Source organism: Paenalcaligenes sp. Me131 (assembly GCF_050487225.1).
Lineage (GTDB): Bacteria > Pseudomonadota > Gammaproteobacteria > Burkholderiales > Burkholderiaceae_B > Paenalcaligenes.
The window spans coordinates 73,713-89,769 of sequence record NZ_JBKQGY010000004.1 but is presented as its reverse complement, the minus strand read 5'-3'; the positions used below and the strand labels follow the sequence as shown (position 1 = coordinate 89,769).

Sequence of the window (16,057 nt, the reverse complement as noted above, 5' to 3'; positions counted from 1 at the left end):
ATGCGCACCCATTTACAAATTCTGCTGCCTGAACTAGAGCACCTCACCGTAGAGAGTGAGGTGGCGTTTGCGCTGATCTACAAGCGTGAACACATTACACGACAAGGCAACGCTACGCTTAGGCAATTGGCCCAACAGTTTGCAACAGTGCCATTTCTATTGATGGTGCACACCTTGGATACGGTGCATACCACCATTCGTATTCCACCCGTCAAAAAAGCTCAGCAAGCCATGGCCATACAAAGCCGTTTACAGCAAATGCTGCTGGCACCACTACAACAACATCTGTTTTGTTATGAGCCTTTGCCCGATCACGGCTTTAGCGTCGCGTGGACAGAACGAGCCCCTTTGCAAACCTTGCTGCATAGTCTGCATGCGCTAGGGGTAAACCGTGTGCTGATGCAACCTGTTTGCCTCAGCAAAACACAGGCTAACGCCCCCACCTGCTATGTCTGGAGTAAAGCGCTGGAATTAGGCGCCCAACTGCAGCATCACACCCCATTAGAAAAACGACTACGCCGCCCACTAGGCTGGACATTAATCGCGTTGGCTGTATTGGTGGCTGCTCTGTATGTACACACCCGTCAACAACGTCACGAACTGCAGCAGCTACACACCCTGGCTCAGCACGCCGTGAGTGAACGGTGGCCGCAGTTGCCTGTGGTGATAGCTCCCCTCAAGCAAGCTCAACAAGCGCTGCAAAGTACAGGCCAACCCGATCCGTCTATTGCGCTTAGCTTGCCAACGTTACTGCAACGATCAGCCCAATGGCTGCAGCCCTTAGCCCCTGCCGTGCACTCCATAGCCTGGGACGATCACACCCTACGCATCACACTACAACCCGATAGCAATACGCAATCCGTAGACGCCTTACTGGAACAGACCCACACACAACTGCAAGCACAAGGATTGCAGTGGGTATATGAGCCGAAGAAAGCCCCTCTTGTGCTGCAACTACAACCCTTAACACCATGAAACCGGCCTCATCCTTACTGCACTTACGTCAGCGTATAGACCAGCGTCTGCAACCCTTACTTTCTGGCCTGCAACAACAGTGGCAGCGCCAAACACCACGAGAACGGTTGCGTGTACGTGTACTGTTATGGTGTCTGCCTTTTTTGGTGCTGGGATACGTCGCGTTTCAACTGTGGCAGCTATCACAACAACACTCGCAGCAGCTACGCGTCGCACACTACGAATTTACTCAGCTACAAACGCTACTAGGTCAGCCCACACCTACCGCAATACCTACTGCACAGTACTCGCCTACTGAGGTATACGAGGCACTACAAAACAGTTTGCAGCCGTTTAAAAACGATCAAGCCACGTTGGTTTCCCTACCTGATCACACAAACAGCTGGCAATTACGCTTACAGCAGGTGCCCGCTGAAGAGGCGCTGGTGTGGCTGCTGCACACCCCTGCTTCGTTGAATCTACACATTACGGCTACTAAGCTTTCTCGATCACGCATTGAAGGAAGAGAACAAGCCGGCGTACTCAGTGGGACCGTGACCGTGCAATACCAAATTCCCGCTACTGAGGGAGTGTCACAATCATGACACGAATTCTTCTTATTCTTATGGCTGCCCTCGCGTTTGCAGCCGGTTTTCTAGTGGCTGCACCCGCATCCTGGCTACACGTTTTGATGCCAGCCTTTCTACAACTTAATGTCAGTGAAGGCACTCTATGGAAAGGAAGTTCACAACTCATCGTGAATACTCAACACCCACAAGCGCTACCTTCGCGTATTCACTGGCAGTGGAACTGGACTCCGTGGCCCCAACTACAGATCAACAGCGATGACCTGGCTCAACCCTTACTGCTGACTCTGAACGGTACCAGACTCAGTATTGGTCAATCGCGCTTGCAACTACCGGCCAGCCTGTTAAGCAGCGTCCACCCGTTACTGGCATCGCTGCAACCCCAAGGCAACCTTAGCCTAAGCTGGCCCACCTTCTATGCCAACTCACCTGCAGCCATAGATCTGCAATTGCACTGGCAGGACGCCTCTGTAGCCGTCAGCTCCTTACGCCCCTTGGGTTCGTATGTACTAGACCTACAACTGGCTAAATCGTCCTCACTGCAACTACGTACCGAACACGGCCCGCTGCAACTGCGTGGTCAGGGCAGCTTCGGCGCCACACAACCCTGGAGTTTTACCGGGGAGGCTTACAGCAGCCCAGAATACTTTGCTGCCTTACAACCGTTATTGCACCTGCTAGGCCCCGTCCACGATGGACGTGCTGCTATTCGCCTGCAGACTGCACCTTGATCATTTGGCGTGATTTTTGTTATGCGTATTGAACGTTTTTTCCCGTTAGCAGCATTAAGCAGCATTTTGGTACTTCAAGGCTGTAGTACCTTGTCAGAGTCAGAATCCCGCCCGCCCTCTAGCCCGCTTACCATCCAAACCTCCAGAACGGTTGCCGCAGATGCGTATGCTCAACCTGCAGCCACCCGTACCGTAGGCGAGAGTTCTAGACGCCCTGTGCGCCCGGCTTCCACGTGGAAGCAAGCGGCTGAAACACCTAGGTTATCGGCCCCTGCCCCTATAGGCGCACAAAACCCCGGTGACACCCTGACCTTAAACTTTGTGGAAGCGGACCTGGCACAGGTTGTGCGTACGTTGGCAAGATTTACTGGCAGAAATTTTATCGTAGACCCTCGTGTACAAGGTCAGCTCACGTTAGTGTCAGAAGTACCGGTTAGCCCACAGCAAGCCTACAGCATGCTGTTAGGTGCATTGCGTATGCAAGGCTTTGCTGTCGTACACAGTGAAGGCAGCAGCAAAGTCGTGCCAGAAGCCGAGGCCAAAGTACACGCCAGTGCCGTCAGCTATTCAGCCTCAGAGCTGGCTAACCTTAGCGGCGAAATTGTCACGCAGGTCTTTAATCTGAACTACGAAAAAGCCGCTGATTTGGTGGCTGTGCTGCGTCCTATGGTATCGCCCAGCAACCCCATCACCGCCTACCCCAATAACAACAGCTTGGTGATTACCGATTACGCCGACAACATTGCTCGCGTCGCCGATGTGATTGCGCGCATTGATACCTCACACAGCTTAAACACTGAGCTCATCACCATCGAACACGGCGTGGCATTGGACGTGGCAGCCTTGGCGAATCAACTGCTGAACGACGCCAATAGCGAACCGTATGCACGCACGCAAATCGTGGCTGACCCGCGTACAAACTCTATTATTATCCGTGCCGGTAGTTCGTCCAGATTGGAGATGGCCAAGGACCTGATCTACAAAATCGACTCGCCTAACGCCAGACCCAACAACCTGCATGTGGTGTACCTCAAAAATGCGCAGGCCACCCATTTAGCACAGGTACTAAAGGGAGCACTGGAAGGCTTAAACCCACAAAGCCCCGCAACCGGTATGGGATCAGCTATGCCAGCAGCAACCTCTGCCAACGCTAACCCCGCTCCCACAGCCATCAATGCCGACACCATGCAAAACAACTTGATGGCTTCTGGCGCATTGCCACAACCCACCAATTTGCAGCCAGTGAGTGTCTCAGCAGGGGGCGCTACCATCCAAGCCGATCCCACCACCAACACCTTAATTATTTCTGCCCCACCACCTCTGTATCGCAGCATACGTGAGGTAATTGATCTGCTGGATCAACGTCGTGCCCAAGTACTGGTAGAAAGTTTAATCATTGAAGTCAACGCTGACGATGCCGCTGAGTTTGGTATTCAGTGGATGGCGGGCGGTAGCCATTTGGGTGAAGGCGGTAGCGGTTTTGTTGGGGGTACTAACTTAGGAGGTAGCGGTGTAGGCACGACAATCACCGGTGCCACCACACTGGATGCGCTGGGGCAAGGCCTAAGCCTTGGTTTGGTGAAAGGTACTGTCAACGTACTAGGCCAAGAGATCGTTAACTTGGGTGTATTAGCACGCGCTTTGGAAAAAAATGGCGCAGCTAACATCTTGTCCACGCCTAACCTCCTCACCATGGATAACGAAGAAGCCAGCATTATCGTGGGCCAAACCGTCCCCTTTGTGACGGGGCAATACACCACCTCTGGCGATGGATCCAGCAACCCGTTTCAAACCATTGAGCGTGAAGACGTGGGGTTGACCTTACGTATACGCCCACAAATCTCAGAAGGCGGTACAGTGAAACTGGCCTTGTACCAAGAGGTCAGCAGCATAGACCCCAATATGTCGATGAGCTCATCCACGCTAGTCACACGCAAGCGAGCGCTGGAAACCAATGTGCTGGTAGATGATGGCCAAGTGATTGTATTGGGTGGTTTGTTGGAAGACAGCACCCATGACAGCACCTCTGCCGTGCCTATTTTGGGCAGCTTACCCGTGGTAGGTAGCCTGTTTCGCTATGAAACACGTAAACGCACCAAAACCAACCTGATGATTTTCTTGCGCCCCCACATTGTGCGCGACCAGCAAGATAGCCAGCGCCTGACGTTGGACCGCTACAACTACATGCGCTCTACCCAACAAGCCATGCCCTTTAATGACCTGTGGTTTAGCAATATTGGTGGCCCAAATGCGTTGCCAGATTTAACGCCATTACAGCAATCGCAGCTAGACATGCGAGGCCAATACTAATGTTATTGCCTTATAGCTGGTCTAAAACCCAACGCCTGATCTTGCGTGAAGACAATCAACAGTTGCAGGCGCTGCACTGTACTGACACCCCAGACTGGGCGCTGGCCGAAGTACGTAGACGCTATAGGCAAGCCGATTTCAAACTGGTGCCCGCTCAAGAAATTGAGCAGTGGTTAAACAGCTCTTACGGCCAGCAAGATAACGCGGCAGCCGTCATGGATGCCGCTAGCAACGAGATTGATCTGGATTCCCTCATGCATGAAATGCCTGAGGTAGAGGACTTGCTGGAGTCTAGCGATGATGCCCCCATCATCCGCATGATCAACGCGTTGCTGACCCAAGCTGCTAACCAAGGGGCCAGCGATATACACATAGAACCCTTTGAAAACCGGTCGGTGGTGCGCTTTCGTATAGACGGCACGCTACGCGATATTGTGCAGCCCAAACGTGCCCTGCATAACGCCCTGATCTCACGTATCAAGATCATGGCTAAATTGGACATTGCTGAAAAACGCTTGCCCCAAGATGGCCGTATCTCGCTACGTGTAGGGGGGCGTGCCATTGATGTACGCGTGTCTACCCTACCCACGGGTCACGGCGAGCGCGCTGTGCTGCGCTTACTGGACAAATCAGCTGGCAGATTAGAGTTAGCTGCGTTGGGCTTAGCCCCTACCCATTACCAGCAGTTGACCTCATTGATACGTCGCCCCCACGGCATTGTGCTGGTGACTGGCCCAACTGGTAGCGGTAAAACCACCACCTTATATGCCGCCATTGGCTGTTTAGATGCACAAACCACCAATATCCTGACCGTCGAAGACCCTATTGAGTACGACTTGGCTGGCGTCTCGCAAACACAAGTAAATTCGCGCATTGATCTGCACTTTTCCACGGCACTGCGCGCCATCCTGCGCCAAGACCCCGACGTCATCATGATTGGTGAGATCCGCGACCTAGAAACTGCACAAATTGCCGTGCAAGCATCGCTGACGGGTCACTTGGTATTAGCCACCTTGCACACCAACGATGCCGTATCCGCCGTCACACGTTTGATTGATATGGGTATAGAACCGTTTTTGCTCGCCAGTACGCTGCAAGGAGCCTTAGCTCAACGGCTTATCCGTAAGCTATGCGAGCACTGTAAAACACCCATCGCCTCTGGGCGCGCACAACGTAACCCACAGGGCTGTGAGCATTGTGGATTCACGGGCTACCGAGGGCGTACTGGCATACACGAGCTATTTGTGGTGGATGACAGCTTACGTAGCCTGATTAGCCAAAACGCCGATACCCACACGCTGCGCCACCATGCCCAAGAACACGGCATGCACGACTTGCACCATGACGGTTTGCGCTGGTTAGATAGTGGCCAAACCTCAGAAGAAGAGCTGCAACGCGTCACGCGAGAACATTAGCCATGACGTACTTTCACTATCAGGCTATTGATGCTGCGGGTAAAACCATACAGGACTTTATTGAAGCTGATACGCCCGAACAGGCACAGTCGCTACTCGCCCAGCAAGGTTTATTGGTACTCAAACTACGCGCCAAATCGCGCACAGGAGTTCACTCTAAGCGCTCCTTAAAACTAGGCGACCGAGAGTTAAGTTGGATGACCCGCCAACTGGCCTGTTTGTTAGATGCGCAACTGCCTTTAGAGGCAGCCTTAACCGCCGTGATAGAACAAAGCGACAGTACTGCGACACAGCAGGTGCTGCGCCACATACGCCAAGAAATACGATCGGGGCAACGTCTGGGCCAAGCCTTGGGGCAATTTCCACACATATTTCCCGACATTTATCGCGCTTTGGTGGATGCCGGTGAGCACTCAGGCCAGTTAGATACCGTGCTGACCAAACTGGCGGACTACATAGAAAAACGCCACCAACTGCGTAACAAGCTCACCAATGCCCTGATCTACCCAGTGATCGTCAGCATTGTGTCGGTATTGATCGTGATCTTTATGCTGAGCTATGTCGTACCGCAGGTGGTCAACGCCTTTGTACAAACCCAAAATAGCTTGCCACCCTTAACGGTAGCCATGATTTGGTTAAGTGACTTCACCCGCGAATGGGGCGTGGTGTGTCTGATTGTTCTAGGTATAGCGATTGTTGGTTGGCGTTTTGCCTTACGCGTGCCCTCACTACGCTTAGCCTGGGATGCCAAACTACTGAAAGCCCCCTTGCTAGGGAAATACTTACAAGGCGTGGATATTGCCCGCTTTGCGTCTACCTTAGCGATTTTAAATAGCAGTGGCGTCCCGTTATTGGCGGCCTTACAAGCCGCACAACGCACCATACGCAACACCCACTTACAGCAAGCCATCGCCCAAAGTACGCTCGCTGTACAGGAAGGCTCTAGCCTTGCCTCGGCCTTACGCCAACACCAAGGCTTTCCACCGCTATTAATACACTTGGTGCAAAGCGGTGAACGCACAGGGCAATTAGCGCTCATGCTTGAGCGTGCTGCCAACACCCTGTCTACTGAATTGGAACAACGTGCCACCACTAGCACAGCCATCTTAGAGCCTCTGATGATTCTATTTATGGGCGGCTTTGTGATGCTGATTGTGTTGGCTGTGATGCTGCCTATTATTGAATTGAATCAGTTGATTCAATAAACCCATCATGTTGACCTCACCATACGTCGTATCTCACGCAACGATACCTCAACAGCTATCGCCTATACGCACACTTTCTACGCCTATAGGTTGCGCTAGGGCCTTATGAATTTGTGCCGCTAATGCCCCAACCTTAGGATTGCGTGCTGCTTCTGGCAGCTTATCCACATAGACCAACGCCAACATCAGCGCATCGCGTCTTTTGTGCTCATAGCTTCTAAATAAGCTCGTTGCCACAGCTACATATTTTTTATCGTCCGCCAACGTATGAAAACGCTGCAACAAATCGTGCTCGATGTCTGAGAGAGGTATGGGGCTTCGACGCCCTAATGCCTCTAAATACGTGATAGCAGGCTCCACGACCGCCTGTAGTAAATCATCGTAGGGATCCAACTCTGCCAGCACCCCGAGTATAGGTAACGCCGCTTCAATCTGGCCCTGCTCAACCAAGCTGGACGCATCATACATAAGGTCTTCATAAGCGTGCGCGCGCTCTATCTCATCAAGTTCGCTAATACGCACTAACTCGGCTGCAAGGTTCACGGCCACTATTTGACTCCTTTGCACAATCGCTGATGTTCTGCCCTATTATCCTTTAGCCACGCACCCATACCAATAAAAAACGCCCATGAGAAACTCATGGGCGTTTGCCTGCCTAGTACAGCGTTAGCTTAGAAATCCTGCAAAGCCAATGCCGGATCACTCACGCCATGCTTGCCGGTTTCTACACGACCAGCAAATCGACGCACATAACTTGGATCAGAATCTGAACTCACCGAGAAGTCGTACCAATGACCGCTCTGTTTCAGCTCCCAAGCCAATTTCTGTTTTTCACCTGGACCTACTTTTGCTACCCATGGACCATCTTCACGGTAGAAGTTAGCTTGCACGGTAAACGTACATGCCTCTTTACCGCCGTTCATCAGTTCCACATAGGCATCGCCATTGGTCACGTCGTAACACACGCGGATCTCAGGATTAGCGGGGTTGAAGGTCAGGTTGCTGGTATTGCCTTTGAAGTGACGATGGAAACCATTAGGACCCAATACCCACAAGTCATACCGGCCCACGTTGTCCTTCACGACATCCCAAGTATCTTCCAATGTTTTACCTGGCTCTACCATGTAGCGACGTGGCAAACGATCCAGATTCAACTTGTCGTACACATGGAATACCGCCGCACGCTTACCAGTATTGCTAAACATCAGCAACACACCAGAGCTTGCATCACAACGTGCACTCACATGCAGGTGGTAATCCAAAGCACGCGATGGACGTACACCCACTTCTTGCGCTGGAAGCTTAGTAATGGATGGACGTGGCACCTGTGCTAATGCCTGTTGAGCAGCACGAATAGAGTCCGCCTCACCCTTGGTATAACGACCTTTCAAGAATGGCAAGGGTTCATCGTTAGGGGTCTTAAAGTTAAAGGCAGAGGTCAAATCACCACATACAGCACGACGGTATGGGCTGATGTTAGGCTCCATCACGCCAAAACGCGCTTCTATAAATTTAATCACAGAGGTGTGGTCAAACACATCCGAGTTCACCCACCCACCACGACTCCATGGCGAAATCACATACATGGGTACACGAATACCTGGGCCATACACTTTTCTATCCGGTGTAGGCTGGCTGCCTGCACTACTAGGTTTTTTATGTGTGTAGTACTCATAACCCATTTGCTCTACAGCAAGTGTTGTTTTACCTGCTAGTGAACCGTCTGCGTTATACGAAGGCGCTGATGGTGATGGTACATGATCAAAGAAACCATCATTTTCATCAAAGTTCACCAGTAAAACGGTCTTGCTCCAGACTTCAGGGTTAGCGGTTAATGCATCCAATACTTCTTGGGTGTACCAACCACCTTGTACTGGACTGGAAGGCCCTGGGTGTTCGGAGTAGTTGGCTGGCGCAACAATCCACGACACTTGTGGCAAGGCGTTGTTCTGTACATCATCACGTAGTTGTTGCAGCATCCCGCCATCAGGCATGGTGTTAGCGATGCCCTTGTACAACGGTGCTTTGGCGTCATCATCGGGGTGGTAAGCAGGGAACAACACGCCCACTGGCTTACCTGAGGCCACATTGGCTTTACGGTACTGCTTAAAGCCAGCCAAAGGGTTATCCGTAAAGTTATCTGGCATGTTCTGGTATACCTTCCAGCTAATGCCTGCTTCCTCTAAACGCTCAGGGTAGGTTGTCCACTCAAACCCCACCAATGATGTCCCTATGCTATCCAAGGTATTGTTCACCACCGCTTCGTTCGTAGCAGTAGGGCCGTTGGTGCCGGTCCACAAGAACAAACGATTCGAGTTAGTACCTGTGTGCATAGAGCAATGGTAGGCATCACAGATAGTGAACGCATTAGCCATCGCAAACTGAAAAGGCAGCTCTGTTTCACGGTAAAAGCCCATAGAATGCGCTTGTTTGTGCTTGGCCCACTCTGTCATACGGCCGTGATCCCACGCCAATTGACCATCTACCCAAGTATGTGGTGTACCACTGACACGCTGCGCATTCCCTTTGCTGCTATCCAAATGATAGGGCGTGATTTCTTTGCCCGCACTATCATGCTGCTCCCATACGGATCGACCGTTAGGTGCTGGAATCGTAAACCTGTCCCCAAAACCACGCACGCCTTTCATGGTGCCAAAGTAATGGTCAAAGGAACGGTTTTCCTGCATGAGCACCACAATGTGCTCTACATCCTCAATCGTGCCGGTACGTGAATTTGCCGGAATAGCCAATGCACGTTTAATGCTGGGCGGGAAAGCAGCCAACACACTAGCAGCCACACTGCTACCTGCCATACCACGGATAAAATTTCTTCTGGATACACTCATGACGTTTATCTTGTCCTGCAATTAAGGAGCACAGTGAATCACTGCGGCGGGAGGAGTGGAAGGATCTGGTTTTTCAGGCGTAGTAGGCGAATCATCATCACTGTCATTACTACCACCGCAAGCGGCCAGTCCTATGCTCAGTGCCACCACACAAAACAGGCGGCCCAGATAACGTCCCCATATAGCAGGACGCGAAAATTGCGTTGATGTGAACATAACTAATCCTTAAGGGTGCAAGGCAGAAATAGGCTGACGCGAGGCATAAATGTTTTTCACCTCATCTAGCGTCAACAGACGGTTCCACACGGCTAAATCGCTGTAGCTTTTCACGCCGGTGAAGCTGTAGTTTTTGGAGTACTTGCCGGTCACGTCGTCACCAAAGCCCATCAGACCGGCTCCCGTGCCACCAATGGCTTTCACACGAGCATCTGCCATATCTTTCTGGCTATTTTGTTGACCTGCGACGGGGTCCATCAAATAGGCATAAAGCTGTTTGTTTTTCTTATCCACAGCTACAGCTACGTACGCCCACTCATTAGGCGTTAAGCTAAAGTTTTGCAGTTCATCCCTATTGCCTCCACCACCGGTGTTGAAGCGCAGCTCGCAGTTAGCAAACATACCAATTGCCAAGCCAGGGTTGTTACCGCTGTCGTAGTCTTTGTTCGCCAAAACAGACGAACCACCGCCTATGCATACGCCGTTTGTTTTGAACCAGAAACCAATCGTGAATGCCTCAACGGAAGGATCTGTCGTCACATCGGCATTGGCCATATTCAGCTTGTAACCGGCTAAACCACCTTGTTTGTATGCACCCAGATCCATCATCAAGGCGCTATTGGCACTAGGTGTAGTGGAGGGTTTGTAGGGCAAGTCGCTGGCATTGGTCACCCATGTGGCACCTGGGTTAGCCGTGTTCCATGGCGTGAAGGTAGAGACCTGTTTCACGTCATCTGCTTTACCGTTCAAGAATGGGTAGTACAGCACCATGCCGTTTAGCACGCTGGCATTCAACATAGGCGGAGGCAATACAACGGTTTGCACTGCTGCCGTACCACCTTGAGTACGGATCTCATAACGCAGTGGTAGCAACTCACCCTCTGGGCCGCTAGGGATCATGTAATCCACATAACGACGAGTCGTGGCATCAACACTCGCTAACAGTTGACCTTCACGATAAATTTCCACCGGTGCAGCAAACTGAGCATCGCTGTATAACGTCCACTCCAGCACTAAGTTGTACGTGCTGAGGTTGTAGTCATAGACCAGTTTGGTCAATTGAACCGGGTTACGTAGATCGTTACCGTTAAAGGCGTAGTTACCGGCTGACGGTGCTGCATCCATACCCGCTAACACCGTAGGCAGTACGTCCACAATAGCCGCATGATCCAACACGCCGCGAGACACATCGCCTGCGGCAATAACCGTGTCACTCACCGGAATATTGCTCAACATCCAACCGGTTTTATTACGCTCGAACTGTGCGCCCGATACCGAGCCGAACTCGTCCATGCCATAGCTGCCCACCAACACGATCTGCCATGATTCATCAGCCGCCAACGCCTCACGCTCACCGATCAATGCGACTAAACCGTCAAGGTCGCTCAACACCGTTTGCAACTGCTGTTTATATTGCGCTGAACCTAAACCATGCTGATCAGAGAGCTTTAGCAGGCCCGAGTACTGCGCCAAAATAAAATCATCACCGTTCACAACCGCTTCACGGCTATGCGTGGTCACACAGCCATCGTCATTGGCGCATTCTGATAACGCCGTAATGTCGCCGTCATCCACGTTCGTTTGTAAGGTTGTGAGGTAGTCAGGCGTGCTCACCACCAATGCTGTTTGCGCTTCTGGATCAGCCTGTTTTACCCAGTCAAAAACCGTTGGTGTTTTGAGTGCAGGACCAGTGCTAGGCAATACTGTGCTCAAGCCATGCTCAACCGCCCATGTGCCTGTTACCAACGAAGCCCAACTTGGCAAGGCTTTAGTTTGTTGTTCCGATGACGTTCCGGCGTAACCACCGCTGCGCAGTGGCAGCAATTCGCCGAGTTCCTGCAAGGTTGGATGCATGGATAATGCTGCCTGCAATGGCTCCATCACCAATCCATCCACATGAACGACTAGTGTTTTTTTACCGCCCAGAGCACCAAAGCTTTGCTCTGGCGGTGTGGTTGTTGATGAGTCGTCATCATCGCTACCGCCACCACACGCGCTTAATAATGCGGTCAACAGCACCGTTACGGTAACTGTTCCTGCGCGCCAACCTTTTTTCTTACGAAGAGGAACCAATGTCATGATAGAGCTTCTTTAAAATCGCCATACCGCGCGACAAAACACACCAACCTTTGTCATGCCTACAGCAAGTGATACGTTGCACACACGTACAACCAGGAACATGTGCCAGTATCGCGAGGCGAAGTGATAGGTGAATGACAGCAACCATGCTTTTCTTGATGCATGCATTACAAAATTTAAGGTGCGGTCAATTCCAAGGTATCGACGAAGGCTTGTATCACTGCCGTTTCTTGGCGCTCTTTCAAGAAATACACGTACTCGTGCACCGGCAATGACACATCCAATAGCGGGATGGTCCGCACATCAGGGAAAGGAGGGATTTCACGTTGGGGCAACAAGCTACAGCCCATGTTGTGGCGCAACGCCCAGTGGATGGCTTCGCGGCTACCCACCTCGATGAGGGAGGCCAGTTTCACATCGTGCTGCTGCAAACTGTCCAATACGATATGGCGTGTCATAGACCCTTGCTCACGCACTAAGAAGTCGTGCTTCACCAGATCGTTTAATGACACTGCCGTTTTTCTTGCCAAGGGGTGACGCGTATGACACACGAAAAAAAGCTGATCCTGCGCCAACACTTTGCAGCGCATAGCATCGTCTTGTATGAGTAAAGACGACGTACCTATTTCTAGCTCGTAATTGCGTACCGCATTAAGTATGTCTACAGAGTTTTTTTGCAGATAACAGACTTCTACCGCAGGATAGCGTGCTTGAAACGCATGCACTTTTTCCATGATGTAGTACGGGCCTGTCGCCCCCACCCGTAAACAGCCGCCCTGCATTTTTTTATAGTCGCGCAGCATGAACTCCACTTGCGTGGCTTGCTGCTGCAGTAAGAGCAAATGCGGCAATATGTGCTGCCCTTCTTTGCTGATAACCAGCCCTTTACCTTGCCGATAAAACAGCTCAATACCGTAGCGTTGTTCTATCTGCCGTATATAGTTGGTGATGGTAGGTTGGCTAAGGGCTAGCCGTTGCGCAGCATAGGTAATGCTGCCATGCTGGGCAACCAGCAAAAAAGCTTGAAATGGCAGGGAGATCATCGTTGGCACTACAAAACAGGGACACAAGGCTCAGTGCAGCACACGCCGCCCTGATGCCGTTCCTGCATCATAAAAGCCCAATATGACAGAATGTAGATGATAGCGAGAAACGCCATGCTCTGCGCTTTGATACCGCTCTGTTTTGAAAATAGGCGGTATAGATGGCGGCCCCAACAGGAATCGAACCTGTAATCTTCCCTTCGTACCACTACAGTTTTCACTGCCCTGCATTGCACAGGTTTGTAGTCTGGACTCTATCTTAGCCATAGCAAATTGCCGTAGGCTGCGCCTGTCGAGTCTCTACACGTTCCTCTTGCGAGGCTTCGCTCGGTATTGCCGCGTTTGCACAGGGGGTTCACCGAATTTAAGCGCATTCACTGCCAAGCTTTCGCTTAGGCGTGCCCAATTTTGTTTAGGAGGGGAAAGTTATATCCATTTAACTATGGAGCCACAGCCCAAAATTATAAAGACTTTAGGCTGGTACGGGCAAATGAAAATAGCGTAATCTAACAGATTGCGCGACCAGCCTAGACTTTCCAGCATGTTCGATACTTTTCTACTGATACTGCCTGACTTCCTATTGATAGCTCTGGGCGCCCTGTTGAAACACCGCCTAGGCTTTCAAGGTGAGTTTTTCAGCTACGCTGAAAAGCTGGTGTACTACGTGCTGTTTCCCGCCCTGCTCTTCTACTCTATTAGCCAGACCTCATTGCAAGGTGATGAGACTCTCTTGCTCTTAGCTGCCGTCGTGTGCCTTACTGCCGTAGGTGCTGTCGCGGCCTGGTTAGCAAAACCAATCTTAAAATGCGACGGCTTACAACACGCCTCGCTACAACAATGCGCCTTTCGCTTTAATACGTATTTGGCCTTGTCCTTAGCCTCTGCTTTGGCGGGCCCTAATGGCGTAGCCATCATGGCGGTATTTGTAGGGCTGTCTGTACCTATAGTGAACGTCTTGGCTGTGCATGCACTGGCTCGTAATAGCAATCGCAACCCGTACAAAGAAATTCTGGCAAACCCGCTCATTATTGCAACCGTCTTAGGCTTGGCCTTTAGCTTGCTGGATATTTCTATGCCCACTCCCATTAACACAGCGCTAAGCCGTTTAGGCGCATGTGCCTTGGCGATTGGTTTGCTCTGCGTGGGGGCCACTATTTCTATTAAGGCGCTGCATGGTGCTCAACGCTTAGTGGGCTGGATTATTGCGGTCAAACTGCTGATCGTGCCTATCTCTGCCGTATTCATCAGCAAGTTACTGGCGCTATCACCACTAGAAACACAAATGCTGATTCTGTTTGCCGCCTTACCTACCGCATCGTCAGCTCACGTACTGGCGGCCCGCATGGGCGGTAAAGGTGACTTGGTCGCCACTACGATGTCATTAGGCACACTGCTGGCGGCACTAACACTACCTCTTTGGATTCAATTTTCTTTATCATGATGGTTGCAACTACAGATTCAACATCACATGGAATCTGCTACACCGTGATACTGACAACGACGGTTTCCATCTCTGACACGGATACGTCAGTAGTCACCCACAGTCAAAAGCTGTTTTTATAGCAATCATCATGTGGCTTTTTACAAGCACTCCTCTGCTTACTTAACCGTTTACGATTTCCATGCGTTTTCTAAATCTATTTTCTGAGTTCATTGGTAAAACCTTTGCCATCTGGACCTTATTATTTGCTCTGTTGGGCTTTTTCTCCCCTCAGATGTTTGTCCCCTTAAAAGACTTAATCGTCTATTTTTTAGGGATAATCATGTTCGGTATGGGCCTAACCCTGACAGTAAAGGACTTTTCTGAGGTAGTAAAAAAACCTCTGCAAGTTCTGCTAGGTGTATGCGCTCAATTCATTATCATGCCGTTGCTGGCTCTGGCTTTAGTCAAGCTTTTCAACATTGACCCACTGCTAGCACTGGGTGTGGTGCTGGTAGGTTCGTGCCCAGGCGGTACTTCCAGCAACGTGATCACCTATCTTTCTCGTGGTGATGTGGCGCTGAGCGTAACGATTACCAGCATAACCACATTGCTAGCCCCATTCATGACTCCGCTATTGCTGAAGTTGTTGGCCGCTGAAAGCATTGACGTTTCTTTCTACGCCATGATGATGTCCATCATCAACTTTGTGATTGTGCCTATTGCTCTGGGTTTAGTGGTACGCCTGTTATTGGGTGCCCGCGTCTCCACAATTACCCCTGTGCTACCCATCGTGTCGGTGGCTGGCATTGTCATGATCGTCGCCATCGTTGTGGCACTGAACCAAGCGCGTTTGCAAGAAACTGGCTTGATCATCATTGCTATTGTGATCCTGCACAATACTTTTGGTTATCTGTTTGGTTACATCGTTGCCCGCATCATGGGGTTAGGCTTGGCACAACGTAAAGCCATCTCTATTGAGGTAGGCATGCAGAACAGTGGCTTAGGCGCAGCACTTGCCAGCAAACACTTTGATCCTATTGTGGCGGTTCCAAGTGCACTATTTAGCGTTTGGCACAACATCAGTGGTGCGATATTGGCAAACTTCTACGCCAAACTAAACGATAAAAAGTAGCCTCCGGCTCTTGTGGCTCCCTCTATATCTATATATAGGCAGCACAACACTCGATAGTCACAGCAAGGGTGAACTGGTGACAGCACCCCGTCATTAGGTACACTCCTTGCTGCACT

At 51.0% G+C, this 16,057-nt stretch carries 13 protein-coding genes; 8 read left to right on the top strand and 5 right to left on the bottom strand.

Features of this window, described 5'->3' with window-relative positions; all coding sequences use genetic code 11:
* From ACLPHM_RS15410 to gspF, 6 genes are read left to right on the top strand one after another with little or no spacing between them, the layout of a single operon-like run.
* Nucleotides 1-975 (top strand): hypothetical protein, encoded by a 975-nt coding sequence (locus ACLPHM_RS15410; protein WP_430222096.1) that lies wholly within the window; start codon nucleotides 1-3, stop codon nucleotides 973-975.
* On the top strand, nucleotides 972-1,559 hold the full coding sequence (locus ACLPHM_RS15405) for a hypothetical protein (RefSeq protein WP_430222095.1): 588 nt from the start codon (nucleotides 972-974) through the stop codon (nucleotides 1,557-1,559). Before ACLPHM_RS15410 ends, ACLPHM_RS15405 begins: the two co-directional genes overlap by 4 nt.
* On the top strand, nucleotides 1,556-2,272 hold the full coding sequence (gene gspN, locus ACLPHM_RS15400; RefSeq protein WP_430222094.1) for a type II secretion system protein N: 717 nt from the start codon (nucleotides 1,556-1,558) through the stop codon (nucleotides 2,270-2,272). The genes ACLPHM_RS15405 and gspN overlap by 4 nt, the downstream gene beginning before the upstream one ends.
* Before the next feature lie 21 nt (nucleotides 2,273-2,293).
* Nucleotides 2,294-4,582, top strand: coding sequence for a type II secretion system secretin GspD (gene gspD / locus ACLPHM_RS15395; RefSeq protein WP_430222093.1), 2,289 nt, complete (start codon nucleotides 2,294-2,296; stop codon nucleotides 4,580-4,582).
* A complete protein-coding gene (gene gspE, locus ACLPHM_RS15390) occupies nucleotides 4,582-5,997 on the top strand; it encodes a type II secretion system ATPase GspE (RefSeq protein ID WP_430222092.1) in 1,416 nt (471 codons plus the stop codon). Before gspD ends, gspE begins: the two co-directional genes overlap by 1 nt.
* 2 nt (nucleotides 5,998-5,999) lie before the next feature.
* On the top strand, nucleotides 6,000-7,202 hold the full coding sequence (gspF, locus tag ACLPHM_RS15385) for a type II secretion system inner membrane protein GspF (protein WP_430222091.1): 1,203 nt from the start codon (nucleotides 6,000-6,002) through the stop codon (nucleotides 7,200-7,202).
* Between the two features lie 48 nt (nucleotides 7,203-7,250).
* Here the strand turns inward: gspF and ACLPHM_RS15380 are convergent, their stop codons facing one another.
* The 5 genes from ACLPHM_RS15380 to ACLPHM_RS15360 all read right to left on the bottom strand — a co-directional run bounded on the left by ACLPHM_RS15380 (nucleotide 7,251) and on the right by ACLPHM_RS15360 (nucleotide 13,386).
* Nucleotides 7,251-7,751 (bottom strand): hypothetical protein, encoded by a 501-nt coding sequence (locus ACLPHM_RS15380; RefSeq protein ID WP_430222090.1) that lies wholly within the window; start codon nucleotides 7,749-7,751, stop codon nucleotides 7,251-7,253.
* 122 nt (nucleotides 7,752-7,873) lie between these two features.
* A complete protein-coding gene (locus ACLPHM_RS15375) occupies nucleotides 7,874-10,048 on the bottom strand; it encodes a phosphocholine-specific phospholipase C (protein WP_430222089.1) in 2,175 nt (724 codons plus the stop codon).
* Between the two features lie 21 nt (nucleotides 10,049-10,069).
* Nucleotides 10,070-10,264 (bottom strand): hypothetical protein, encoded by a 195-nt coding sequence (locus ACLPHM_RS15370; RefSeq protein WP_430222088.1) that lies wholly within the window; start codon nucleotides 10,262-10,264, stop codon nucleotides 10,070-10,072.
* A gap of 9 nt (nucleotides 10,265-10,273) precedes the next feature.
* Nucleotides 10,274-12,343 (bottom strand): LamG-like jellyroll fold domain-containing protein, encoded by a 2,070-nt coding sequence (locus tag ACLPHM_RS15365; RefSeq protein WP_430222087.1) that lies wholly within the window; start codon nucleotides 12,341-12,343, stop codon nucleotides 10,274-10,276.
* A 176-nt stretch (nucleotides 12,344-12,519) separates the two neighbouring features.
* Complete coding sequence (locus ACLPHM_RS15360; RefSeq protein WP_430222086.1) at nucleotides 12,520-13,386, bottom strand: LysR substrate-binding domain-containing protein; 867 nt, start codon at nucleotides 13,384-13,386, stop codon at nucleotides 12,520-12,522.
* A gap of 541 nt (nucleotides 13,387-13,927) precedes the next feature.
* On the opposite strand from ACLPHM_RS15360, the gene ACLPHM_RS15355 reads away from it, so the two are divergent.
* Together ACLPHM_RS15355 and ACLPHM_RS15350 are read left to right on the top strand one after the other, a co-directional pair.
* Nucleotides 13,928-14,827: an AEC family transporter gene (locus tag ACLPHM_RS15355; protein WP_430222085.1), complete on the top strand. Its 900-nt coding sequence runs from the start codon at nucleotides 13,928-13,930 to the stop codon at nucleotides 14,825-14,827.
* 181 nt (nucleotides 14,828-15,008) lie between these two features.
* Nucleotides 15,009-15,941, top strand: coding sequence for a bile acid:sodium symporter family protein (locus ACLPHM_RS15350; protein ID WP_430222084.1), 933 nt, complete (start codon nucleotides 15,009-15,011; stop codon nucleotides 15,939-15,941).
* Nucleotides 15,942-16,057 lie beyond the last annotated feature (116 nt).